The following is a 24,020-nucleotide window of genomic DNA, read 5'->3' on the forward strand; positions in this document are numbered from 1 at the left end:
TGGCGTTCCGGGTCAGCCCTCGGGGCGGTTGAGCAGGGCGACGGCGATGGCGTGCACGGCGTCCAGGCCGGCCGGGTCGGCCAGCGCGACCCTGCCGCCGCTCACCGCGTACCACTCGTCGGCGTCCTTGTACTGCACCCGCAGGGTCACCTGGCCGTCGGCGTGCTCGGTGCGCAGGGTCAGCTCCCCGGTCACCACGCCGGCCTCGTCGGTCATCACCCCGCCCGGCCCGGCCGTGATGTCCGCGGTCCGCTGCTGCGCCCCGCCGCCGGCCGTGGCCCCCTCGGCCGGGGTGGCCGGCGTGGCGGGCGCGGCCGGATTGGCGTCGGCGGACATGCCCGCCCCGGAGACGTCCGCGGGCGCCGCCGGGGCGCCGTCCGCGGTCATCCCGGCCGTGGTCGGTCCGGTGCCACCGCCGGCCGCCGCGGCGCCCCCGCCACCGGCGTCCGGCGTCTTGTCCGGGGCGGGTGTCGCCCCGGCCCCGGTCACGGCTTGCTCGCCCATGTGCAGCCCTCCAACATGTCGGTGAGGGCGGCCTTCTCGGCACTTGTCACCGTCAGCCGCCAATAGTGCTTGACCGTTACCCAGTCCGCGGCGTACTGGCACCAGTACGACCGGTTCGCCGGCTTCCACTGGGAGGGGTCCTGATCACCCTTTGCCCGGTTGGAGGTCAGGGAAACCGCGATGAGCTGTGGCCGGGTCAGGTCGTTGGCGAAGTCGCCGCGCTTCGAGTCGTCCCACTCGTCGGCGCCCGAGCGCCACGCGTTGGCCAGCGGCACCATGTGGTCGATGTCCACGTCGGCCGGGTCGGTGAAGACCCGCCCGTCGTAGACGCTCTCCCAGCGCCCGCCCACCACGTTGCAACCGGAGAGCTTGATGCTCTCCCCGTCGCGCTGGAGGACGCTGTCCCGGACGTCGCAGTTCTTCCCGGTGTCCCGCCAGTGCGGGAACCGGGCGCGGCTGTAGCCCTTCATCGACCCGGCACTCGCGACGGTCAGCTCACCGAGCTGCTGGGTGACGTTGCCGGCGCTGCTCGGCGGGGTCTCCGGCTCGCCGACCGGCACGCAGCCGGAAGCGCCGAGGGCGATCGCCGCGGCGAGCGCGGCCGCCACCGCGACGCGAGCTCCTGATCTGGTACGCACAGACGACACCTCTCCAGCTTGCGGGCTCCCGGCGATCCCGCACAGTACCCCCGGGCCGGTTTCTGTGATTCGTGGCGTCCGGATCGGATCGCGGGCAGATTGTTAGCCATGACCGCATCCGCACCCGCGCTCCGGACGGGCACCGCCGCCGGGCGGGGCACGCTGCTCGCCGCCGTCCTCGCTTCCGGCATGGTGTTCCTGGACACCACGGTGGTGAACGTGGCGCTGCCCCGACTCGGGGCCGAGCTCGGTGCGACGGTGGCCGGTCTGCAGTGGACGGTGAACGGGTACCTGCTCATGCTGGCCGCGTTCGTGCTGCTCGGCGGGGCGCTCGGCGACCGGTTCGGCCGTCGCCGCGTCTTCCTGCTCGGGGTGGTGTGGTTCGCCGTCGCCTCGGTGCTCTGCGGACTGGCCCAGGGGACCAGTTGGCTGATCGCGGCCCGGTTCCTCCAGGGCGCCGGCGGGGCGCTGCTCACCCCGGGGTCGCTCTCGGTGCTCCAGGCCAGCTTCCACCCGGACGACCGGGGCAAGGCGATCGGCACCTGGGCCGGGCTCTCCGGCGTCTCCACCGCCCTCGGTCCGCTCCTCGGCGGCTGGCTGATCGACGCGTTCTCCTGGCGGTGGATCTTCTTCATCAACGTGCCGCTGGCGGTGGCGGTGGTGCTCGCCGCGATGCGCTGGGTGCCGGAGAGCCGGGACGAGAACGTCTCACGTACCGCCGCGGGGCATCGCCGGTTCGACGTGGCGGGCGCGCTGCTCGGCGCGCTCGGCCTCGGCGGCGTCACGTACGCCCTGATCGACGCCCCGGCCCACGGTGTCGCCTCCCTGCCGGTGCTGGTCTCGGTGTTGGTGGGCGTGGTCGCCGCGGTGGTCTTCGTGCTGGTGGAGCGGCGGCGCGGGGACACCGCGATGCTCCCCACCGGCCTCTTCACCAGCCGGCTCTTCTCGGTGCTCAACGTCTTCACCGTGGTGGTGTACGCGGCGCTCGGCGGCTTCACCTTCTTCCTCGCCGTCTACCTGCAGAACGCGGTCGGCTGGTCGGCGCTGCTCACCGGGCTGGCCACCGTGCCGATGACGGTGCTGCTGGCGGTCGGCTCGTCCCGGGCGGGCGCGCTCGCCGCGCGGATCGGCCCGCGGCTGCCGCTGACCGTCGGTCCGGTGGTCGCCGCCGTCGGCCTGCTGCTGCTCCGCCGGGTCGGCCCCGGCGCGTCGTACTGGACGGACGTGCTGCCCGGGGTGGTGCTGTTCGGGGCGGGACTGACCCTGGTCGTGGCGCCGCTGACCGCCTCGGTGCTGGCCGCCGTGGCCGATCGGTTCGCGGGGGTGGCGAGCGGGTTCAACAACGCGGCGTCCCGGGCCGGCAGCCTGCTGGCGGTGGCCGCGCTGCCGCTGCTGGTCGGCCTCTCCGGCACCGGCTACGAGCAGAAGTCGGCGCTGACCCACGCCTTCCGTGGGGCGCTGCTCTGGTGTGCCGGGTTGCTGCTGGCCGGCGCGGCGATGGCCGCGCTGCTGATCCACCGGCCGCCCCGGGAGGCGCCCGGCGCCCAGCCGTGCCCGTCGCTGCCCGCCTCGACCCCACCCGACGACCGCCGCCGTCGCGGGGCCTGACGGGCGGGCGTCGGATCGATAGGGTGTGGGCGGCCACCGGGCGTGGCCGGGAGGCGACCGACCGGGGGGACCGTTGACCCAGATCGAGATCAATCCGGGCCAGTTGACCAACGCCGCGCGCGGGCTGGAGCAGTTCGTCGTGCCGGACCTGACCGACGCGGCGCGGCGGATGGCCGACTCGTACCGGCTCGACCCGCCCGGGTTTGGCGCGCTGCTGTCGTTCGCCGAGGGCTACTACAACTCCGTCGCCGACTACCAGCTGCGCAATCTGGAGACGGCGGTGCAGGTCGTCCAGTCGGTCGCCGCCGGGCTCCGCCGGACGGTGGCCAACTACCACGCCGCCGAACAGGCCAACGTGGACATGTTCCTGGCGCCCGCCGCCGACGATCCGGCCGGTTACCTCGGCGGGCTCGGCGACGCCGGGTTCCCCCGCCTCTTCACCGACCCGCTCGGCGGGATGGACGGGCTGGGCGACGGCGCCGCCGAGGTGCTCACCGTGGCCACCCAGACAATGTTCGTCGGCCTCGGGGTGGCCACCGCGGCGATGGCCCCCGACTACCTGCCCGCGCCGCTGACCGCGGCGGCGATGGTCGCGAACGGGTTCTCCGTCATCGAGGCGGCGCGCGAGCTGGGCGCGGTGGCGGCGACCCTGGAGGGTTCGGTCATCAAGAAGTTCGACGGGTACGCCACCGGCGCGACGGCCGGCTGGGTGGACGGCAGCGTGGTCGAGTACCGCGACGTGGTCGCCGAGGTGTCCCGGGAGCTGGGTCAGGTGCAGAAGGCGCTCGGCGCGCTGTCCGCGTCCCTGCTGGCCGTGGCCGGTCTGCTCACCGCGTTCTGGCTGGCGTTCATCGCCTTCACCGCCGAGTTCTTCGTGTTGATCCTCGACCTGACGCTCTCCTCGATCGGCCCGCAGGCCCTCGTGCTCCAGCCGATCATCCAGGCGCTCGGCGCGGCCGCCAGCGCCTCCTGGCTGACCGCCACCGGCACCGTGATCACGGTCGCCACGGCGGCGGTCACCCTGCTCTCCGGCGTGGTCAAGGAGTTCGCCGCGGTGCAGACCTTCGACGAGCAGGGCGACGGCACGCCGGACCTCCGGCAGGTCAAGATCGCCTGGCACTCCGCCTGACCGAGGAAAGGTAGCGTCGATGAGCGGTTTCGAGGCCCAGATCCAGCAGGCCACGCGGCAGGTGCGGCAGCGGCTGGACGCGTTCGAGCAGCAGCGCACCGTGCTCGCCGAGACGGTGGGTGAGGGGACCAGCGAGGACGGTCTGATCACCGCCCGGGTCGGCGCGGGCGGCGCCGTGCAGGACCTGGAGATCAACCCGCGCGCGATGCGGCTGGACAGCCACACCCTGCGGGACGCCATCCTCGCCGCCATCCGCGCCGCGACCGCGAACTGGACGGAGGCGGTCCAGGAGGCGACGGCGCGTCCGCCGGTCGACCCGGAGCAGCTGCTGCGGGACTTCGGCGTCAGCCCGGAGCTGAAGGCGACGATGGCGCAGTTCTCCCAGCGGGCCGCCGACATCGAGCAGAACCTCGCCGCCCTCCGCCGGAACCTGGCCGGATGATCGGGTTGACCGCCGAGCCGGGCCGTGCCGGTGAGCTGCTGGTGGTCCGTGCGCCCCGCCGGGCCGGCCACGCGGTCCTCGGCTGGCTGGTGCCGGTCGCCCTCGGCGTGGCCGCGCTGCTGGCCGTGCTGGTGTTCGTGCTGCTCTGGTCCCGGTCACCGATCGCCGCGATCGGGGGCGCCGCCTGCACCTTCCTGTTCGTGATGTTCTTCGCCCTGCTGCCGGGGGCGCCGCTGGAACATCGCCGCCGCGGCGGCCGGGACGACAGCGTCGGGCTGCCGATGGCCGAGCTCTCGAACGAGGGTGTCCGGGTCCGGTACCGGGCGCCGAGCCTCGGCGAGCGGCGCACCGGCGAGCCGGCCGACCCGGCGTACGACGCCGCGGTGGCCTGGGCCGACGTCACCGGCTGGCGGTACGGCCGGGACCCGTACGGCCAGTCGGTGGTCGTGGTCGAGGTGACCGGGCCGGCGGCGGTGGCGCTGCGCCCCGCCGCCCCGCTGCTCCGGTCCTACCTCGACCGGCTCGTCCGGGACACCGGGTCGCCGGTGGCGGTGCGGGCTCCGATCGCCGGGCCCGAGCAGGAGCGGGCCGTCGTGAACCGGCTCACCAGGCAGGGCGTGCCCCGTACCGACGGCTGACCGGCCGCCGGCGCGGGTGACCGACCCGGGCCGCCCGCCGGAGGCGACAGGCCGGGCGGCGCCCGGCCGGGTGCCGGACGCCGCCGTGTGCTCAGCTCCGCGCGCGGTTGACCGCGCTGGTGACCGCCTTCACCGAGGCGGTCACGATGTTGGCGTCCGTCCCGACGCCCCAGACGGTCCGGCCGTCCACCTCGCACTCGACGTACGCGGCGGCCTGGGCGTCCCCGCCGGAGGAGAGCGCGTGCTCGTGGTAGTCGAGCACCCGTACCGCTACGCCGAGGGACTGCAGCGCGTTGACGTACGCGTCGATCGGGCCGTTGCCGACCGCGGCGAGCGAGCGACGTGCGCCGCCGAAACCCACCTCGGCCTCGATCTCGACCTTGCCGTCGGCGGTGCCGATGGTGTAGCCGGCCAGGCTGACCGCCGGGTCGACCTGGTGGTCGACGAGGTAGTTGCGGGCGAAGATCTCCCACATGGTGCCCGGGTCGACCTCACCGCCGTCGTGGTCGGTGACCTGCTGCACCACGCCGGAGAACTCGATCTGGAGGCGACGTGGCAGGTCGAGCTGGTGCTCGCTCTTCATGACGTACGCGACGCCGCCCTTGCCGGACTGCGAGTTGACCCGGATGACCGCCTCGTAGGTGCGGCCCAGGTCCTTCGGGTCGATCGGCAGGTACGGCACCGCCCAGGTGAACTCGTCGACCGGCACCCCGGCGCGCTCCGCGTCCTTCGCGAGGGCCTCCAGGCCCTTCTTGATCGCGTCCTGGTGGGAGCCGGAGAAGGCGGTGTAGACCAGGTCGCCCGCGTACGGGTGGCGCTCGTGCACGGGGAGCTGGTTGCAGTACTCGACGGCCCGCCTGACCTCGTCGATGTTGGAGAAGTCGATCATCGGGTCGATGCCCTGGGAGAACAGGTTGAGCCCCAGGGTCACCAGGTCGACGTTGCCGGTCCGCTCGCCGTTGCCGAAGAGGCAGCCCTCGATCCGGTCGGCGCCGGCCAGCAGGCCCAGCTCGGCGGCGGCCACGCCGGTGCCCCGGTCGTTGTGCGGGTGCAGGCTGAGCACCAGGCTGTCCCGCCGGGGCAGGCGCCGGTGCATCCACTCGATCGAGTCGGCGTACACGTTCGGCATGGCCATCTCGACCGTGGCCGGCAGGTTGACGATCAGCTTCCGGTCCGGGGTCGGGTCGACCACCTCGATGACCTTGGCGCAGACCTCCAGCGCGTACTCCAGCTCGGTGCCCGTGTACGACTCGGGGGAGTACTCGTAGTGGATGTCGGTGTCCGGGGTGTGGATCTCGGCGTACTTCTGGCAGAGCCGGGCGCCCTGGGTGGCGATGTCGGTGATGCCGTCCCGGTCCAGGCCGAAGACCACCCGGCGCTGGAGCGTCGAGGTCGAGTTGTAGAAGTGCACGATGGCCCGGCGCGCGCCACGCAGCGACTCGAAGGTCCGCTCGATCAGGTGCTCCCGGCACTGGGTGAGCACCTGGATGGTGACGTCCTCCGGGATCAGGTCCTGCTCGATCAGCTGGCGGACGAAGTCGAAGTCCGTCTGGCTGGCCGACGGGAAGCCGACCTCGATCTCCTTGTAGCCCATCTGGACCAGCAGCTGGAACATCCGGCGCTTGCGTTCCGGCGACATCGGGTCGATCAGCGCCTGGTTGCCGTCGCGGAGATCGACCGCGCACCAGCGCGGTGCGGCCTCGACCCGGCGGGTCGGCCAGGTGCGGTCCGGCAGCTCGAGCCGGAACTGCTGGTGGTAGGGCAGGTAGCGCTGGAACGGCATCCGGCTGGGACGCTGCCGGGCGATCGGATCGGTCTCAGCGTCAGTGGCGGGTTGAGCCATGGTGAAGGTGCTCCCCTGAACATGTGGCGTCAGCAATCGGAAGGTGTCGGCGGGTGCGCGGCGACGGTGCCGGGCGGTGCCGATGGGAAGTTCGGATGTGCTGGACGGCGCGGTTCAACTCCGCGACGAGGTGCCGGCCGGTCAGGCCTCGTCGCGGCAGCCAAGGAGAAGGTGCGCCTGCCACATGACAGGGTGACCCTACGTGATCACGGCGGCCCGTGGTAGCTGGGTCCGTCAGGTGAGACGCAAATCCCGGTGGAATCGTGCCCGTTCTACCTGTCCAGCGTGCCGCGCCCCGTCGCGCTGGACACGGCCCGCGGCCGCTGAGCCCCGCTCGGCTCGCCCGCCGGGACGATCTCGCCGAGGCGTGGGCGACGGTCGGCCCAGGCGACCATCGGCGCGGCCGCGAGGGCGGCGGCGGCGAAGAGCGCGGCCATCGGCAGCCATCCCCAGCCGCCGGTGCTCACCCCGAGGGCGGTCAGCCCGGCCGGCGCGGCCAGGTTCTGGAGCTGCCCGCCGAGCCGGAACGCGCCGACGTACGCGCCCCGGTGCGCGGCCGGCGGCAGCGTGCTGGAGATTCCCCAGGCGCCGGCCGACTGGACCAGTTCGGCGAGGGTGAGCACCACCGCCGCGCCGACCAGCACCCCGATGGTCGCCACCCCGCCGGTCAGCGCCGACACCGGCAGGATCAGGCAGAACAGCGCGATCAGCAGGCCCCCGGTCCGCAGCGCCCGGCCGGCGCCGGCCACCGTGTCGGCACCCCGGCTGGCCCGCACCTGGAGCAGCACCGCGAGGATCGTGTTGAGCAGCACCAGCGCCGCGATCAGGGTGCGCGGAGCGTCGGTGTGGCTGAGCACCCAGAGCGGCAGCACCACCAGGTAGAGCGTGCCGTGCGAGCTGAGCAGCCCGGCCAGCAGCGACACCGCCAGGAACGGTCGGTCGCGGAACACCGCCAGCCGGCTGGTCCGCTGCGCGGGCGCCGCGACGACCGGGACCCGCGGCAGCCGGTACACGAAGACCGCGGTGACCAGCAGCATGACGGCGTTGAACCAGACCATTCCCCGGTACGCGGCCATCGTGTCCACGGCCAGCACCACGCCGCTGATCACCGCGCCGAGCCCGAACCCGACGTTCAACGCCGAGCGCTGGTACGCCAGCGCGGTCACCCGCTCCTCCGGGCGGAGCACGTTGATCGAGTAGACCTGCCGGGCCACCCCGGCGGTCGCGTCCACCACGGCCAGCGCCACCACCACGGCCAGGAAGCCGGCGAAGCCACCCACGAAGGGGTACGCCCCGAAGAGCACCGCCTCGGCGAACACGCCGACCAGCCACACCCGCTGCGCGCCGTACCGGTCGGTGAGCGCGCCGAGCGGGACCGTCCCGAGCAGGGAGACCCCGGCGGCGATCGACAGGCCGAGCCCGACCTGGGTGGGGCTGAGGCCGAGCGCCCGGGTGAAGAAGACCGCGCTGCCGGCCATGAAGAGGCCGTGGCCGACCGCGTACACCATGGCCTGCACGGCCAGGGCGCGGGTCAGCCCGGCCGGCGGTACGACGTGTCGGGCGGCGGTGCGGATGGCGTCCCTGGTCCCCATGGTGGTCGAGCAAACCGTGCCCCCCAGGGTCCGGTCGAGCCTTTTAGGCTGAGCCGAATTCTCGACGGGGGTGGGGATGTCGCAGCTGCGGTTCGGCGCTTCCGATGTCGCGGGCGTGCGGTTCGCCGTCTCGCCGGTCTGGGAGACGGTCTCCAGCATGTGGGCGCTGGAGGAACCGGTCCGGCACGCCGTGCACCTGCCCTGGATCGACCAGGCCCGGCTGGCCCTGCGCCGTCCCGACGTGGCCGCCCGGGTCCGGCCGCTGGTCGAGCTGACCCGGCCGCGCCGCTGGCTGCCCGACTTCCTCACCCCGCCGGCGGCCCGTCCCGACGCCGACCTGGCTGAGCAGCTCGACCAGATCGCCGCCACCCCGCCCGAGGTGGTGGTCCGGGACCTGCTCGCCACCACCCCGGCGAGACCGCTGAGCCCGTTCGGGCGGGCGCTGCGCGACGACCCCGGTGGCCTGCTGCCGGAGCTGGTCACCGCCCTGCGGGTCTGGTACGACGAGGCGATCGCCCCGGACTGGCCCCGGATCCGGGCGCTGCTGGAGGCGGACATCGCCCACCGGGCCGCCGTGCTCGCCGAGGGTGGCGCCGGGCAGCTCTTCGGCCAGCTGCACGCGAGCCTGCGCTGGACCGGTGACCGGGTGGTGAGCGACGACCCCTGGCAGCTCGACTTCGACCTGGGTGGCCGGGGGCTGGCGCTCAACCCGGGCATCTTCACCGACCGGCGGGTGCTGTGGAACCTGCTGGAGGACTCGCCGCCCGGCGGGACCTACCCGGTGCGCGCGGTGGCCACCCTCTGGGAGACGTCCCCGGTGGCGGCGGGCGACCCCCTGGCCCGGGTGATCGGGTCGGGGCGGGCGGCACTGCTCAACCTGCTCGACACGGCGGCCACCACCAGCGACCTCGCCCGGCGGACGGGGATGTCCTGCGGGAACGTCTCCCAGCACCTCTCCGCCCTGCACGCCGCCGGCCTGGTCTCCCGGTCCCGGCAGGGCCGGCACGTCCGCTACCGGGGCACCGAGGCCGCCGCGGTCCTGCTGCGGGCCAGCCGGGGGGAGTGACCCCGACGCACGGCGACCGCGCGGGTCGGTCAGCGCAGGAGGAGGGCGGCCACCGGGTGGCGCTGACGCAGTCCGGTCTCCCGGCGGCGCAGCTCCTCGGGCAGGGCGAACGGGTCGCCGAGCCGCCCGACGGCGGCCACCACCAGCGGACGGACGTCCGGTGGCAGGTCCAGCTCGGCGGCGAGTCCGGCCCGGTCGAACCGGGTGAGCTGGTGCACGTGCAGGCCGAGCGCGGTGGCCTGCACGGTCAGGTGGGCGATCGCCTGGCCCAGGTCGTACGCGGCCCGTTCGGCGTCACCGCCGGTGTGCGCGCCGACCACCAGGGCGGAGGCGTGCCGGGCCCAGTGTTGGTCGCCAGCCCCCAGGCTGACCATGATCCGCTTCCAGGTCTCGTCCTGTCGGTGCCCGAGGGCGAACCGCCACGGCTGGGCGTTTCCCGCCGAGGGGGCCCAGCGGGCGGCTTCGAGCAGCGAGGACGCCTCGTCGCCGGCCAGCTCGACGTCCGGGTCGAAGGACCGGGGGCTCCAGCGCACGGCGAGCAGCGGGGTGAGGTCGGCCATGGGGAAAGGGTCCCCTATGGGCGATTCGCCCCGGGGGCGGGGCGGCTCGATGTGGCGAAGAGCACCCGTAACGTGACCCAGGGTCAGGGCGTTCCCGCGCTCGGGCTGTCGGACGGGGACGGCGCGGCGCGGCCGACCGGGTCGGCGTCCACCACCGGCCCGGCGAGTTGCACGGTCGCCGGCGCCGGGCCGGGTTCGCCGGCCAGCTTGAGGGTGCCGAAGTCGGCGCGGACCGCGGTCGGGGTCCCGTCCGCCCGGTAGCAGTAGATGCCCACGTCCAGCGGGGCGTTCAGCGAGGCGGAGGTCGACTCGACCGAGTAGCACTGACCGGTGGCCCCGGTCGGCGCCGTGGCGGGGGAGACCGCCAGCGGGGCGCGCCGGTCGGTGAGCACCTCCAGCCAGTCGGTGAACGGGTGCTGCACCCGGGGATCGAGCCGCTGGGGCACGGCGTCGTCGGGGTCGCCGACGCGTACGCAGGTGGCCGGCTCCGGTCGGCCCGCCGACGGCAGGGCGCACTGGAAGAGCCCGTCCGCCGTGGCGGCGAGCGAGACGTCCACCGTGCCGCCCAGTCCCCACGCCGGCACGTCGACTCGCCAGGTGCCGTCGTTCGCGCTGGTCACCACGACCGTCCGGTCCGGGACGTCGGCCGTGCCGAACGCGTACCGGGCGGTGAGGTGGCGGTCCTGCGCGGCGGCCGCCAGCGCGGCCAGCTCGTCGCGCGCCGCGTCCGCCCCGGCCGGCACCGGGTCGGCGGTGGCGAGCGGGGACGGTGTCGGCCGGTCGGCGGTGCAGGCGGCGAGGAGCGCCGGCAGGGTGATCGCGAGGACGCCGGTCAGTCGCCGGGCCGCGCGGAGGTGAGCGTGCACCGGGACATTCTGCGGTGCGGGAACGGGTGCCGGGAGTCCGCCGGACGGCTCCCGTTCCGGCGTGTCGCGCCGCCCTCCCGCCGGCCGGTGTTCCCTGGTGAGCCGGCCCCCACCGGGCCGGATGGTGGGATCACCCGACCCGGCGTCGCAGGCTGCCCGATACGCTGATGAGGTCTGACACGCGCCGCCGGACCCGATCCCGGCGGCGTCGGCACGCTCAGGGTCGCTGGGAGGGAGTGCACCGTCGTGGCACTCGTGGTGCAGAAGTACGGCGGGTCCTCCGTCGCCAATGCCGAGCGGATCAAGCGGGTGGCCGAGCGCATCGTCGCCGCCCGCAAGGCCGGCGACGACGTGGTGGTGGTGGTCTCCGCGATGGGGGACACCACCGACGAGCTGCTCGACCTGGCCAACCAGGTCAGCCCGCTGCCGCCCGGTCGCGAGCTGGACATGCTGCTCACCGCCGGGGAGCGGATCTCCATGGCGCTGCTCGCCATGGCGATCCACAACCTGGGGTACGAGGCCCGCTCGTTCACCGGCTCGCAGGCCGGCGTGATCACCACCTCGGTGCACGGCAAGGCCCGGATCATCGACGTCACCCCCGGCCGGCTGAAGGGCGCGCTGGATGAGGGCGCGGTGGTCATCGTGGCCGGCTTCCAGGGCGTCTCGCAGGACACCAAGGACGTCACCACGCTGGGCCGGGGCGGGTCGGACACCACGGCCGTGGCGCTCGCCGCCGCGCTCGACGCCGACGTCTGTGAGATCTACACGGACGTGGACGGCATCTTCAGCGCCGACCCGCGGATCGTGCCGAACGCCCGGCACATCAAGCACATCACCTACGAGGAGATGCTGGAGCTGGCCGCCTGCGGCGCCAAGGTGCTGCACCTGCGCAGCGTCGAGTACGCCCGGCGCGCGGGGTTGCCGATCCACGTCCGTTCGTCATACTCGACCAACACCGGCACGATGGTCACCGGATCGATGGAGGACCTACCTGTGGAACAGGCACTGATCACCGGGGTCGCCCACGACCGCAGCGAGGCGAAGATCACCATCGTCGGCGTGCCCGACGAGCCGGGTGCCGCCGCGCGGATCTTCGACACCGTGGCCGGCGCCGAGATCAACATCGACATGATCGTGCAGAACGTCTCCACCGAGGGCACCGGCCGGACGGACATCTCGTTCACGCTGCCCAAGACCGACGGCCCCACGGCGATGGCCGCGCTCAGCAAGATCCAGGAGGTGGTCAAGTTCAAGGGCCTCCTCTACGACGACCATGTCGGCAAGGTCTCCCTGATCGGCGCCGGCATGCGGTCCCACCCCGGAGTCGCGGCCGGCTTCTTTGCCGCGCTCGGCGCGGCCGGGGTCAACATCGAGATGATCTCCACGTCCGAGATCCGGGTGTCCGTGGTCTGCCGGGACACCGACCTTGACGAGGCGGTCCGGGCCATCCACGACGCCTTCGAGCTGGGCGGCGACTCCGAGGCCGTGGTCTACGCGGGCACCGGGCGGTAACCGGATGTCGTCGCTGCCCACCCTCGCCGTGGTCGGGGCGACCGGTGCCGTCGGCACGGTCATGTGCCAGCTGCTCTCCTCCCGGCGCAACGTCTGGGGTGAGATCCGGCTGCTCGCCTCGGAGCGCTCGGTGGGGCGGCAGGTGCCGTGCCGGGGCGAGCAGCTGACCGTCCAGGCCCTCACGCCGGAGGCGTTCGACGACGTCGACGTGGCCATGTTCGACGTGCCCGACGAGGTCTCCGCCGAGTGGGCTCCGGTCGCGGTCAGCCGTGGCGCGGTGGCGGTGGACAACTCCGGTGCGTTCCGGATGGACCGGGACGTCCCGCTGGTGGTCCCGGAGATCAACCCGGAGCAGGTGCGCAACCGGCCCAAGGGGATCATCGCCAACGCCAACTGCACCACCCTCGGGATGATCGTGGCGGTCGCGCCGCTGCACCGGGAGTACGGCCTGCGCGAGCTGGTGCTCGCCTCGTACCAGGCAGTCTCGGGGGCGGGGCAGGCCGGCGTTGACGCGCTGCACGCCCAGCTCAGCAAGATCGCCGGGGACCGGGTGCTCGGCTCCCGTCCGGGCGACGTGCGGCAGGCGGTCGGCGACGAACTCGGGCCGTTCCCGGCCCCGCTGGCGCTCAACGTGGTGCCCTGGGCCGGCTCCCTCGCCGACGGCGGCTGGTCGTCCGAGGAGATGAAGATGCGCAACGAGTCGCGCAAGATCCTCGGGCTGCCCGACCTCAAGGTCTCGGCCACCTGCGTACGGGTGCCGGTGGTGACCGGCCACTCGGTGGCCGTGCACGCGGTCTTCGCCACCGAGGTGAACGCCGAGGGCGCCCGCGAGGCGCTGCGCAACGCGCCCGGCGTGATCCTGGTCGACGACCCCGCCGCGGGCGAGTTCCCGATGCCGATCGACGCCGTCGGCACCGACCCGTCCTGGGTCGGCCGCATCCGCCGCGCCGTCGACGACCCGAGAGCGCTCGACCTCTTCGTGACGGGCGACAACCTCCGCAAGGGCGCCGCCCTCAACACCGCCCAGATCGCCGAACTCCTCGCCAAGGAATTCACCCACCCCTGACCCCCTCGTCTGCGATGGCCCGGGGTGGCGGCGGGGGAGCCGGTCAGGCGGCGGCGAGGCGGACGCCGTCGCGGCCGTGGCGCTTGACCGCGTAGAGAGCCTGGTCGGCCCGGCGGAGGGTGCCCTCGGGCGCCTCCCCGGGCTGGGGCAGGGCGACGCCGACGCTGATGGTGCGGCCGGTGCGGCGGGCCGCCTCGGTGAGGCGCTCGGCGATCCGGACCGCCTCCTCGGGCCGGTTCACCTCGATCACCGCGACGAACTCGTCGCCGCCGATCCGGTACAGCTCGTCGCCGTGCCGCAGCGCCTCCTCCAGCGCCCGGGCCAGCCCGACCAGCAGCCGGTCGCCGGCCTGGTGGCCGTACGTGTCGTTGACGTCCTTGAAGCCGTCCACGTCGATCGCCAGCAGGGCGGTACGCCCCGGAGTGGCGGTCGCGATCCGCTGCCCGAACGGCCCGGTGTGCCGCAGTCCGGTGAGCGGGTCCGAGCTGGCCTGCTCGCGCAGCCGGGCCAGGGTGCGCAGCCGGTCCAGGCAGGTCCACGCCTGCCCGGCCAGCAGCTCCATCAGGTTGACCGTGGTCGGGTCGGGCCGGAGCAAGCGCTCGTCCGCGATCAGCAGCACCCCGCCGGCGTCCGGCGGCCCGACCGGCACCGCCACCAGGGTGCGCGCCCCGGCCCGGGCGAGCGGCAGGTAGTCGTCGGTCGGCGGGTGTCCGGCCTCGCCCAGCGTGTACGCCGCGCCGTGCCGATGGGCCCGGGCGATCAGCCGGCCGAGCGGCACGGCGCCGGCCTCGGTCAGTTCGGCGCGGAGCCGCGCCTCCAGCTCTCCGGGGGCGCTGGTCGGCGCGCCGAGCCGGGCACCACGCCGGCCGGAGAGGACCAGTACGGCGGCGGAGAGGGCCGAGACGTCCCGGGCCGCGGTGATCGCGGCGGTCATCAGGTCCCAGTCGGTGGGGGCCGAGGTCATCGCGGCAGCGTGCCGGAGCAGCTTCTCGCTGCGGCTCTCGGCCGGCGGTCCGCCGAGCGCCGTGATCCGGGCGCCCAGCCGGGCGGCCAGCCGCTCCGCGGTCTCCCGCCACGGCCCCAGCTCGACCGGGTCGCTCCACTGCAGGTCGAGCACGCCGATCGGTCGCCCCGCCGGGTCCAGCACCGGTACGCAGAGCTCGGCGGTCACGTCGGGGCGTACCGGGAGGTAGTCGGGGTCGGTGGTGACGTCCGCGACGGTGGCGGGCTCGCCGGAGGCGTACACCCGGCCGACGATGCCGGTCTTCGGCGGCACGGTGGAGAAGACCTGCCAGGCGCCGGTGGCCGCGACGCAGCGGAGCCGGTCGTGGACCTGGAGCAGGATCGAGAGGGTGGCCGGGGTGTGTCGCGCGAGCGCGGCGACGGTCCACTGGCACGCCTCCAGGGCGGTCGACGCCATCGGCAGGCGGACCGTGACGTCTCGGACGACTCGCTCGTGATCCACGTCGTTCCTGGTGGGAGGGCCCGGGCCGGCGCCGGGGGGTGCGATCAAGGGTACCCAGCGCACGGTCCGCCGACCTTCGTACACATGTGCTATCCACAGGCTGTGGACGTGGCCTGTGGGGACGGCGGGGCCGCGCGGCGGGGGTGGTCGGCGATAGCGTGAGGGTCCCGGTCCCGAGGAGGCGTCGATGCTCATCGCCCAGCTCAGCGACCCGCACGTGACCACCGGCCCGCTCGCCGCCGAGCAGGCCGCCGCGCTGCACCGCGCCCTCGGCCGGGTACTGGCGCTGCGACCCCGCCCGGACTGCGTCGTGATCACCGGCGACCTGGTCAACAACGGCCGCACCGACGAGTACGTCGCGCTCCGTGAGATCGTCGGCCGCTTCCCGCTGCCGGTTCACCTCGCCACCGGCAACCACGACGATCGGGAGTCGCTGCTGGACACCTTCGGCGGCACGTCCTACCTGGGTGGCGGCTTCTCGGCGTACTACCACGTCGACCACCCGGACGCGACCGTCGTGGTGCTGGACTCGCTCGCCCCCGGCGGCAGCGGCGGGCGGCTCGGCGACGATCAGTTGGCCTGGCTCGACGGGGTGCTGGCCGGCCGGCCGGAGGTGCCCGCCGTCGTGTGCCTGCACCATCCGCCGGTCGCGGTCGGCCTCCCGGTCGCCGACGCCATCCGGCTCGCCGACGGCGACGCGCTCGCCCAGGTGATCGGCCGGCACTCCCATGTCGTACGCGTCACCGCCGGTCACCTGCACCGCCCGGTCACCGCCGGCTTCGCCGGCACGGTGCTCACCACCGCGCCGAGCACCTGGGTGCAGGCCTCGCTGACGATGAGCGACGACGAGGAGATCGGGCTGGTCGCCGAGCCGACCGCGTTCCTGCTGCACCGGGTGGCCGACGGCGGCTGCGTCACGCACACCGTCCAGGTCAGCCACGCCGCCGGGCAGACCTGCTGGTTCTGAGGGGTTGGACCAGCTCCGGTACGTCGCGTACGGGTCGAACCCTCGCGGCGCAGGACCTGGGGATGCTGGCCCGGGGGCTGCGCGAGGCACACGGCTGGGACGCCGAGCGGATCACCGGCTCTGGCCGACCGGCCGGTGGCAGCGGGTCGCGCTGCTGGAGCTGGTCACGAGGGCGACCGGAGAGATGACGGACTGAGCCCGGACGTGCGGAGGCCGCCGGGACCAGCCGGCGGCCTCCGACCTCAGCTCTTTGGGTGGGTCAGGTCCGTCAGAGGGCGGACAGGATCCGGTTGAGCAGGGCGACCAGCCCGTTCAGGGCACCGCCCGCGCCGCCGGTGTTGTCGAGCAGGCCGGCGACCGCGCAGAGCAGGTTGCCGAGCAGGTTGCCCGGGCCCTGCTGGGCGGTGATGTCGAGCACGACCTCGTCGAGGTGCACCTGGAGGCCGAGCAGGTTGAGGTCCAGCGGGCCGAGGTCCAGGTTGAGGATGTCGCAGGTGCCGCTGACCTGGACCGGCACGGTGACCTGCTGGGTAACGGCGCCGAGCGGGGTGCCCGCGGGGTTGGTCAGGGTGCCGGTCAGCGTGCCGACCGCGGCCAACTGCCCGTTCTGGTTGACGAACCGGGTCGGGGTGAAGGTGCCGGCGAAGGTGCCAGCCCCACCCAGCGCGTCCGTGAAGCTACCGGTGACCGGGGTGCTCACCGTGGATGCGGCCGGCGCGACGGTGGGAGCCTGCTGGGTGACCGGGGCGGCTTGAGCCACGCCGGTTCCACCGAGGACCAATCCCGTGGCGGCGGTCAGGGCGACGAAGGCGGTGCGGAATCGTGCTGCGCGCATGAATTCTTCCTTCCGTTGGATTGCCGTTGCTCCAATCCGGTACCCGTGGTCATCGCCCCAAACCGCAGAAAAATTCTCACTTCTGATCCTTATCGGACGCTCTGTCCCGAGTCGATGAAGCGCCACCATGTCTTGCCGTGACCGCTCAGCCGAGCAGGTCGGCGCGGAGTGCGGGGGCGAGATCCTCCGGCGGGACCTCGTGGAATCCGCCGGGCAGACTCCGGTGCGTGGCACCGGGAATCGCCGCGGCCGTCGCGGTGGCCGCGGCCCGCAGCCACCGCGGGCTGCCGGTGCTGTCGACGACGACGGTGGGCGTGGCGATCGTCGCGAGCCGGGCGGCGGGCAGCGCGCCGTCACCGCTGACCGTGGTGTCGTATGCGAGGGTGTGCGCCAGACCCTCCATCCAGGACCACTCCGGCATCCCGCGCATCCCGGCGACGGCCTCGGCGGGCACCCCCACCGCGTCGGTCAGGAACAGCTCCACCGCGTCGCCCCGGTGGCCCGCGGACACCAGCTCGGTGAGCCGCTCCGACAGCTCCGCCTTGGTGCCGCCTTCCGGCCCGACCTGGAACGGCGGCTCGAAGAGGGCCAGCCCGGCGATCGGCAGCCCCTCGGCGGCCGCGTACGCGGCGAGGATCGCCCCGGAGGACAGACCGTAGACGTAAGCCGTGCCGCCGGCCGTCTCGATCAGCGCCGCCACGTCCTCGATCTCGCGCTGCACCGCGTACGGCGCGGTGTCGCCGCTGCCGCCCCGGCCCCGGCGGTCGTAGCCGTACGTGGTGAAGTCGGCGGCCAACGCGGCGGCCAGCGGACGGGTGGTCGACCGGTCGTTGAAGGCGCCGCCCACCAGGATGATCGGCGGTCCCTCGCCGGCGGTCTCGTACGCGATCGCGGTGCCGTCGGCGGACTTGGCGGAGCCCACCGTCCAGGCCGTCCCGTCGGGAGTCATGGTTACTTTTTAGCCCACGCCCCCGACAGCGGGCGGCCCTGCAGGAATTCACCAGCCCGTCATGTCGGACTCGTCGGGCAGACCGGTACAGGTCGCCGGCCAGATCCATGGCTCTGTTGTGCTGTCCCGGTCGACCGATCGCGTGTCGGATGGCAAGCTTGCCCCGGCGGGGCGGCATCCCCCGACCGCCGTCGCCCGCCATCGACCCTTGCCACGGCACGGATCAGGGTCGCCGGGCGAACCATCGTCCCGAACCGTCACGCGCCGATTCTCACGAGGAGTTCCATGTCCGTCCCCGGGATGCGCCGGGCCGCCGTCGGTCTGGTCGCGCTCGCCGCGACCGCGCTCGGCACGGTCGCCGTCAACCCCAACCAGGCGGAGGCCGGTCCCAAGCCGGTCGACGTCAAGCTGCTCGCCATCAACGACTTCCACGGCAACCTGGAGCCGCCGACCGGCTCCAGCGGCACCATCGCGGGGCAGCCGGCGGGTGGCGCGGAGTACCTGGCGACCCAGCTCGCCAAGCTGCGCGGCACCACCGAGGAGGAGCAGGAGCGCACCATCACGGTCGCCGCCGGTGACCTGATCGGCGCCTCCCCGCTGCTCTCCGCGGCCTTCCACGACGAGCCGACCATCGAGGAGATGAACCTCGCCGGGCTCGAGTTCACCAGCGTCGGCAACCACGAGTTCGACGAGGGCGCCACCGAGCTGCTCCGGATGCAGAACGGCGGCTGCCACCCGGTGGACGGCTGCGCCGACGGCACCCCGTTCGAGGGCGCCAACTTCCAGTACCTCTCCGCCAACGCCTTCAAGACCGCCACCGGCCAGCCGCTGCTGCCGCCGTACGGCATCAAGAAGGTCGACGGCGTCAAGGTGGGCTTCATCGGGATGACCCTGGAGGGCACCCCGCAGATCGTCAGCCAGCAGGGCGTCGCCGGCCTCACCTTCGCAGACGAGGCGGAGACCGCCAACAAGTACGCCCGCATCCTGCGCGCGCAGGGCGTCGAGACCATCGTCGTGCTGCTGCACGAGGGCGGGGTGCAGAACGGCGGCGGGATCAACGACTGCACCGGCTTCAGCGGGCCGATCGTCGACATCGCCAACCGGATGGACCCGTCGATCGACGTGATCGTCAGCGGGCACACCCACGCCGCGTACAACTGCAACATCAACGGCAAGCTGGTCACCAGCGCCAGCTCGTTCGGTCGCCTGGTCACCGACATCGACCTGCAGATCGACCGCCGCTCGGGTGACGTGATCACCGCCAAGGCGAACAACGTCGTGGTCACCCGGGACGTCCCGAAGGACCCGGCGTCCACCGCGCTGATCAACCGGTACAAGACCGCGCTCGGCCCGGTCGCCGACAAGGTGGTCGGCGAGACCACCACGGCGATCACCAAGACGCAGGAGAACCTTTACCAGACCGGCGTGGACGCCAACGGCAAGCCGACGTACCAGACCGGTGAGTCGCCGCTGGGCAACCTGATCGCCGACGCCCAGTTCGCCGCCACCGACAACGAGCAGAACGCGGTCGCCGCGTTCATGAACCCCGGTGGTGTCCGCGCCGACCTCGACGCCGGCCCGGTCACCTACGCCGAGGCGTTCACGGTGCAGCCGTTCACCAACAACCTGGTGACGCTGGACCTCACCGGGGCGCAGCTCTACTGCATGCTGGAGCAGCAGTTCACGGTCGCCCGCGTGCTGTACGCCTCGTCGACCGTGCACTACGTGGTGGACACCAACGGGACCACCGCCGCGGCCGGCGCGCCGTGCAGCGGCACCCGGGTGGTCCGGGGCAGCCTCACCATCAACGGTGCCCCGGTCACCGACGCCGCGACCTACCGGGTCACGGTGAACAACTTCCTCGCCGGCGGCGGCGACGGGTTCAGCGTCCTCACCGGCGGCACGAACCCGGTCACCGGCATGATCGACCTGGACGCCTTCACCGCGTACCTCACCGAGAAGTCGCCGGTCTCCGCGCCGGCGCTGGACCGGATCCAGACCACCACCGAGGTCCCCGCCGCCTGACGGCAGGCCCTCCCGACGACGGGCCCCGGAGCATCCGCTCCGGGGCCCGTTCGCATTCCCGCCACCCGGCCACCCGCCCGCCCGCCGGCCCGGCGAGGGGCGTCAGCGGGCGGCGGGTTCCGGGTCCCGGACGGGGGCCGGGACCGCGGTGAGGCGGCCGTCCTGGGCCGGGGTCAGCAGCCGGCGCAGCGACAGGGCCAGCGCCGAGGCGGTCAGGCAGCCGCCGACCACGACGACCACCCAGATCCGCCCGTCGGCGGCACCGATCAGCGGGCCGGCGGTGACCGGGCCGATGATCCCGCTGACCCCGAAGATCATCGAGCTCATCGCGTTGTACCGGCCGCGCAGATCGTCGGTGGCGAGCGCGTTGGTCAGCGCGGGCATCACCGGCGACAGCATCGTCTCGCCGAAGCCGAAGATCGCCGCGCAGGCCACCACGCCGAGCGCGGCGACCAGCGCGTTGCCCGTGCCGATTAGGCCGGCGGCGCCGAGCACGAGCCAGGCGGTCGCGAAGACCGCGCCCACCGCGGCGAGCGCGCCCGTCCGGCTCCGCCCCTCCATCCGACGGATCACCAGCAGCTGGGAGAGCACGATCATCACGGTGTTGCCGGCGAGGGCCCAGGCCACCACCCGCGGCGTCACCTCGGCCACCCGGACGGAGTACGCGGTGAAGCCCACCTCGATCTGCGCGTACCCGCAGGTGGTGAGAACCAGGCCGAAGATCACCAGGCGGCGGAACGGCCGGTCCCGCAGCACCGTGAGGTACCCGCCGGTCGACGGCCGGTCCCCGGCGGTCGGGGCGGCGGTGAGCCGGCGGCCGACGTGCGGCAGGGTCAGCAGGATCAGCCCCGGCATCAGGTAGCTCAGCGCGTCCAGCAGGTAGATGGCCTGGAAGGTGACCGGCCGGGCGATGTCCACGACCGCGCCGGAGATCAGGCCACCCACCCCGATGCCGAGGTTGAGCAGGGCGAACTGGAGGCCGAAGACCCTTTGCCGCTCGCCGTCGTCGGTCAGCGAGGCGAGGATGGTGGTCTGCCCGGACCAGAGCGCCGAGCCGCCCACCGCGATCAGCGTGGCGACCGCGAAGGCCGTCGCGGTCGAGTCGACCAGAGCGAGCGAGCCGGTGCCCACCGCCTCCACGACCAGGCAGGGCAGCACCACCCGGCGGGCCCCGAACCGGTCGATCAGCGTCCCGCCCACCGGCGACAGGGCCAGGGTGACCGCGCCGAACCAGCCGATCACCAGACCGGCCCGGGTGTCGGTCAGCCCGCGCACGTCGGTGAGGTAGATGAACAGGAACGGCAGGGTCAGGCCGCGCCCGATCGCCGAGAGCAGGGTGCCGAGCAGGATCCGGCGGGCTTCCGGGCGGGCGGGTAGGGCGCGGCGCAGCATGGCTGGATTCTCTGCGAGGGGTACGACGCAACGCGAGCCGATTACCGCCGCTTCTGCGCTCGGCAGAGCAGGTGGGTGAGCAGGCACACGTTGCGGGCACACCGGCCGCCCCGATCCGGGTTAGCGTCCGGTGTGCTCGCCGAGAAGCCCACGTCCCAGGCCGACCCGGGCGTGCTCTGGTACGCGGGACGGGGCGCCCTCGTCGGGGTCGCCGCCGTCGCCGTGTTCCTGGCCGCCGCGGCGTGCGCGCAGCAGCTGATCGACGCGGGGCTCGCCCGGCAGACGGCGGAGGACGCCGCCAACGGCTCCGGGGTGGCGGTGCTCGGCGCCACCATCATGACGACGATCGAGCTGGGGCTGCCGGCCGCCCTGGTCGCCGGCCTGCTGGTCGGCTGGGTGCTGCGCCTGCCCCGGCCCTGGGCGGTGCCGCTGGTCGGGCTGCTCCTGTCCGTACCCGTGCTGTGCGGCGCCGGTGCCCTGGTGAGCCGGGCGGACGAGTCCTGGGTGCGCTGGTCGGTGCCGGTGGTGCTGGTGGCCGCCGCGCACGCGGCGGCGGCCGTGACGCTCCGGCGCGGACGGTCGTCCGGGCGGGCCGACGACGTGGACTGACGGCCCGGCGGCCTGTCGGTGCGGTCTGCCATGCTGGCCCGGTGACCACGACCTGGCGCCACCTGCCCGCACCGGCCCGGGAGATCGCGGCGGCCGCCACGGACGCCGTCGCCGCGGCGCGGGATCGCGACGCCGGGGCGTACGAGCCGGCGGTCGACCGGCTCACCGGCGCCGACCGGGCCGGCCTGGTCCTCGGCGGAGTGGTCCGGCGCCTGCTTGAGGAGACCCACCCGGACGGGCTGGACGGCGACGACGTACGACAGGTGCTGGAACGCTGCGTCCGGGACGTCGCGCCCTGGCGACCCGACGTGGACCCGCACGTGCTGCTGGTCCTGCTGGCCAGCGCCCTCGGCGTGTACGACCCGGGCGACGACGACGTCCCGCCGGACCCGGCGGCGGTCGCCCGGCACGCCCCGCTCCTCGTTGCCGACCTGCTGGCGGTCACCGGCCGGCCGTTGGAGGGCTACCTGACCGCCGCCTTCGCCGAGGTGGCGCGCACCGAGCTGCACGACTGAAACCGGGCTGATCGCTCCGTCCGGCTCGGCGCGGAGCCCTCAACCGGTGGCGGCCCGCTGCCCCCCGGTCATCAGCGCGGCGAGCTGCCGAGCCTTGTACGTCAGCCGGCCCGAGCCCGGGTAGTACTCCCACGGGAAGGAGGTGAACCGGTTGCCGAGGGCGGCGAAGTGAGGAGCGGCGCTCCGACGGTCGCCGGCCAGCGTCCACGCGTACGCGAAGCTGCTGTGTGCCTGCACCCACCCGAACACCGGCCGGTACGCGGGGTGGCCCACCGACCGCGCGACCGCCTGGCGCAGCTGTTCGCGTACCTCCGGCCGCCGCATGTACCGCGAGGCCGACGGCTCCGCGCGGGCCTGTTCGATGTGCGCCTCGGCCACCACCGCGGCGTTCAGCGCGCCGGGCGGGGCCTCCGCCGCGCACCGCTGGGCGAAGGCGTGCAGCTCCGGGAAGGATCCGCCCCACTTCGGACACAGCTGCTGTGCGAGGGTCAGCTGCGCGGTCACCGGATGAGGCCGGGCCTTGGCCGCCCGGTTGTAGCGCCGCCACGCCTCGGCAAGTCCCAGTTGCAGGCCGCGGGCGATGCGTACCCGCGTCGTCCACGCCGAGACATTGTCCGGTTCCGCCATGACCACGTCGCCGAGCAGGTTGTCGGCCCGGGCCAGATAATCGTGGAACTGCGCGAACTGCTGTCGGCTCACCTGGCTCGCGTACCGGGCCGTGCGCACCTCCCAGCCCATCACCACCCAGCGGGCTCCGAGCAGGGTCGCCGCCAGGGTCGAGGACGCCGGCCCACCGCCGGCGCCCTGGAGGAACGTCTCCACGCCCCGCAGCTCGGCCACCATCGCCACCGCCACGCTCGGGTCCTGATCGGTGGGGAAGTCGGCGAAGAACCGGGTCACCGCCGGCCAGTCCCGTGACAGCACGGCCTGGCGCAGTGGACGCAACTCCGGGTAGTGGTGGAGGCGGTTGGTCGTGGGTACGCCGAAGAAGGCGGTGGCAGACACGGCGCAGAGCATAGGCACGGGCCCGACTCTCCGCTGTCCCGCCCACCGGCCGGACCGTCCGGCAGCGCCAGTCGTGTCGAGCAGGTCCTGGCCCGACACTGAGACAGGATTCGGGCCATGGAGCAGATCGACGAACTGTTGGCCGACGTTTCACGCTGAGGAGAGGATCGCGAGATGAGAAAGCTGATCGTGAGCACCTTCCTGACCCTCGACGGGGTCATGCAGGCCCCTGGCGGACCCGGCGAGGACGACGACGGCGGCTTCGCGCACGGTGGCTGGTCGGTGAACTACTGGGACGAGCTGATGGGTCAGGTCATGGGCGCGGCGATGACCAAGCCGTTCGACCTCGTCCTCGGCCGCCGGACCTACGACATCTTCGCCGCACACTGGCCGCGCGCCACCGAGGAGGACGGCGCCAAGCCACTGAACGACGCCACCAAGTACGTCGCGTCGCGGAGCCGTCCCGCGCTGGACTGGCGCAACTCGGTCCTGATCGAGGGAGACGCGGCCGACGGTGTCGCGGCGCTCAAGCAGGAGGACGGGCCGGAACTGCAGGTGCACGGCAGCGGGAACCTGATCCAGACGCTGTTGCGGCCCAACCTCGTCGACGAGTTCCGCCTGTGGGTCTTCCCCGTCGTCCTCGGGTCGGGCAAGCGCCTGTTCTCGGAGGGCACCGTCCCCGCCGGGTTGAAGCTCGTCGACAGCAAGGTCTCCACCACCGGCGTCGTGATCGGCACGTACGAGCCGGCGGGCGAGGTCGTCACCGGATCGTTCGCGCTCGACTGACCGTCTGG

General features: G+C 73.5%; 23 protein-coding genes. 12 read left to right on the top strand and 11 right to left on the bottom strand.

Annotated elements, in window-relative coordinates; genetic code table 11:
• Positions 1-12: 12 nt before the first annotated feature.
• Both GA0070613_RS10315 and GA0070613_RS10320 read right to left on the bottom strand, forming a co-directional pair.
• Positions 13-504, bottom strand: a complete 492-nt coding sequence (locus GA0070613_RS10315; RefSeq protein ID WP_089012084.1) for a hypothetical protein — start codon at positions 502-504, stop codon at positions 13-15.
• On the bottom strand, positions 486-1,142 hold the full coding sequence (locus GA0070613_RS10320; protein ID WP_089012085.1) for an HNH endonuclease family protein: 657 nt from the start codon (positions 1,140-1,142) through the stop codon (positions 486-488). Before GA0070613_RS10320 ends, GA0070613_RS10315 begins: the two co-directional genes overlap by 19 nt.
• A 108-nt stretch (positions 1,143-1,250) precedes the next feature.
• Here GA0070613_RS10320 and GA0070613_RS10325 point away from each other — a divergent pair, with 108 nt between their 5' ends.
• From GA0070613_RS10325 to GA0070613_RS10340, 4 genes are all read left to right on the top strand, one after another.
• Positions 1,251-2,750 (top strand): MFS transporter, encoded by a 1,500-nt coding sequence (locus tag GA0070613_RS10325; protein ID WP_089012086.1) that lies wholly within the window; start codon positions 1,251-1,253, stop codon positions 2,748-2,750.
• A 73-nt stretch (positions 2,751-2,823) separates the two neighbouring features.
• Entirely contained in the window at positions 2,824-3,879 is a 1,056-nt protein-coding gene (locus GA0070613_RS10330; RefSeq protein ID WP_089012087.1) for a hypothetical protein, read from the top strand.
• Positions 3,880-3,898: 19 nt separating this feature from the next.
• The gene (locus GA0070613_RS10335) at positions 3,899-4,321 is read left to right on the top strand and encodes a YbaB/EbfC family nucleoid-associated protein (RefSeq protein ID WP_089012088.1); all 423 of its coding nucleotides are present in this window, start codon (positions 3,899-3,901) and stop codon (positions 4,319-4,321) included.
• The gene (locus GA0070613_RS10340; protein WP_089012089.1) at positions 4,318-4,959 is read left to right on the top strand and encodes a hypothetical protein; all 642 of its coding nucleotides are present in this window, start codon (positions 4,318-4,320) and stop codon (positions 4,957-4,959) included. Before GA0070613_RS10335 ends, GA0070613_RS10340 begins: the two co-directional genes overlap by 4 nt.
• Before the next feature lie 91 nt (positions 4,960-5,050).
• Here the strand turns inward: GA0070613_RS10340 and leuA are convergent, their stop codons facing one another.
• Complete coding sequence (gene leuA / locus GA0070613_RS10345; RefSeq protein WP_089012090.1) at positions 5,051-6,802, bottom strand: 2-isopropylmalate synthase; 1,752 nt, start codon at positions 6,800-6,802, stop codon at positions 5,051-5,053.
• A 272-nt stretch (positions 6,803-7,074) separates the two neighbouring features.
• Complete coding sequence (locus GA0070613_RS31975) at positions 7,075-8,394, bottom strand: MFS transporter (RefSeq protein WP_157746320.1); 1,320 nt, start codon at positions 8,392-8,394, stop codon at positions 7,075-7,077.
• A 76-nt stretch (positions 8,395-8,470) separates the two neighbouring features.
• Between GA0070613_RS31975 and GA0070613_RS31980 the strand changes: the two genes are divergently transcribed.
• Entirely contained in the window at positions 8,471-9,460 is a 990-nt protein-coding gene (locus GA0070613_RS31980) for an ArsR/SmtB family transcription factor (protein ID WP_157746321.1), read from the top strand.
• A 29-nt stretch (positions 9,461-9,489) separates the two neighbouring features.
• On the opposite strand, the gene GA0070613_RS10360 is transcribed toward GA0070613_RS31980, so the two are convergent.
• Both GA0070613_RS10360 and GA0070613_RS10365 read right to left on the bottom strand, forming a co-directional pair.
• Positions 9,490-10,020, bottom strand: coding sequence for a nitroreductase family protein (locus GA0070613_RS10360; RefSeq protein ID WP_089012093.1), 531 nt, complete (start codon positions 10,018-10,020; stop codon positions 9,490-9,492).
• A gap of 83 nt (positions 10,021-10,103) precedes the next feature.
• Positions 10,104-10,886, bottom strand: coding sequence for a hypothetical protein (locus GA0070613_RS10365; protein WP_231929739.1), 783 nt, complete (start codon positions 10,884-10,886; stop codon positions 10,104-10,106).
• Positions 10,887-11,132: 246 nt separating this feature from the next.
• On the opposite strand from GA0070613_RS10365, the gene GA0070613_RS10370 reads away from it, so the two are divergent.
• Positions 11,133-12,398 (top strand): aspartate kinase, encoded by a 1,266-nt coding sequence (locus tag GA0070613_RS10370; protein ID WP_089012094.1) that lies wholly within the window; start codon positions 11,133-11,135, stop codon positions 12,396-12,398.
• Between the two features lie 4 nt (positions 12,399-12,402).
• Positions 12,403-13,464: an aspartate-semialdehyde dehydrogenase gene (locus tag GA0070613_RS10375; protein ID WP_089012095.1), complete on the top strand. Its 1,062-nt coding sequence runs from the start codon at positions 12,403-12,405 to the stop codon at positions 13,462-13,464.
• A gap of 43 nt (positions 13,465-13,507) precedes the next feature.
• Here GA0070613_RS10375 and GA0070613_RS10380 read toward each other — a convergent pair whose 3' ends face one another.
• Positions 13,508-14,884 carry a sensor domain-containing diguanylate cyclase gene (locus GA0070613_RS10380; RefSeq protein ID WP_408630997.1) on the bottom strand — a complete coding sequence of 459 codons (1,377 nt, stop codon included), beginning with the start codon at positions 14,882-14,884 and terminating at the stop codon, positions 13,508-13,510.
• Between the two features lie 232 nt (positions 14,885-15,116).
• On the opposite strand from GA0070613_RS10380, the gene GA0070613_RS10385 reads away from it, so the two are divergent.
• Complete coding sequence (locus tag GA0070613_RS10385) at positions 15,117-15,896, top strand: phosphodiesterase (protein ID WP_089012097.1); 780 nt, start codon at positions 15,117-15,119, stop codon at positions 15,894-15,896.
• Between the two features lie 268 nt (positions 15,897-16,164).
• Here GA0070613_RS10385 and GA0070613_RS10390 read toward each other — a convergent pair whose 3' ends face one another.
• A complete protein-coding gene (locus tag GA0070613_RS10390) occupies positions 16,165-16,731 on the bottom strand; it encodes a hypothetical protein (protein WP_231929740.1) in 567 nt (188 codons plus the stop codon).
• Positions 16,732-16,876: 145 nt separating this feature from the next.
• Entirely contained in the window at positions 16,877-17,680 is an 804-nt protein-coding gene (locus GA0070613_RS10395; RefSeq protein WP_089012098.1) for an alpha/beta fold hydrolase, read from the bottom strand.
• A gap of 285 nt (positions 17,681-17,965) precedes the next feature.
• Here GA0070613_RS10395 and GA0070613_RS10400 point away from each other — a divergent pair, with 285 nt between their 5' ends.
• Positions 17,966-19,705 carry a bifunctional metallophosphatase/5'-nucleotidase gene (locus tag GA0070613_RS10400; protein WP_089012099.1) on the top strand — a complete coding sequence of 580 codons (1,740 nt, stop codon included), beginning with the start codon at positions 17,966-17,968 and terminating at the stop codon, positions 19,703-19,705.
• 102 nt (positions 19,706-19,807) lie between these two features.
• Here GA0070613_RS10400 and GA0070613_RS10405 read toward each other — a convergent pair whose 3' ends face one another.
• Positions 19,808-21,097, bottom strand: coding sequence for an MFS transporter (locus GA0070613_RS10405; RefSeq protein ID WP_089012100.1), 1,290 nt, complete (start codon positions 21,095-21,097; stop codon positions 19,808-19,810).
• A gap of 132 nt (positions 21,098-21,229) precedes the next feature.
• On the opposite strand from GA0070613_RS10405, the gene GA0070613_RS10410 reads away from it, so the two are divergent.
• A complete protein-coding gene (locus GA0070613_RS10410) occupies positions 21,230-21,706 on the top strand; it encodes a hypothetical protein (protein WP_089012101.1) in 477 nt (158 codons plus the stop codon).
• 41 nt (positions 21,707-21,747) lie between these two features.
• On the top strand, positions 21,748-22,221 hold the full coding sequence (locus tag GA0070613_RS10415) for a hypothetical protein (protein WP_172875785.1): 474 nt from the start codon (positions 21,748-21,750) through the stop codon (positions 22,219-22,221).
• A gap of 39 nt (positions 22,222-22,260) precedes the next feature.
• On the opposite strand, the gene GA0070613_RS10420 is transcribed toward GA0070613_RS10415, so the two are convergent.
• Complete coding sequence (locus GA0070613_RS10420; RefSeq protein WP_157746322.1) at positions 22,261-23,226, bottom strand: hypothetical protein; 966 nt, start codon at positions 23,224-23,226, stop codon at positions 22,261-22,263.
• Between the two features lie 174 nt (positions 23,227-23,400).
• On the opposite strand from GA0070613_RS10420, the gene GA0070613_RS10425 reads away from it, so the two are divergent.
• Positions 23,401-24,012 carry a dihydrofolate reductase family protein gene (locus tag GA0070613_RS10425; protein ID WP_089012103.1) on the top strand — a complete coding sequence of 204 codons (612 nt, stop codon included), beginning with the start codon at positions 23,401-23,403 and terminating at the stop codon, positions 24,010-24,012.
• Positions 24,013-24,020: the final 8 nt, after the last annotated feature.

Origin of the sequence: Micromonospora inositola, from assembly GCF_900090285.1 — a bacterium.
Taxonomy (GTDB): Bacteria; Actinomycetota; Actinomycetes; order Mycobacteriales; family Micromonosporaceae; genus Micromonospora; species Micromonospora inositola.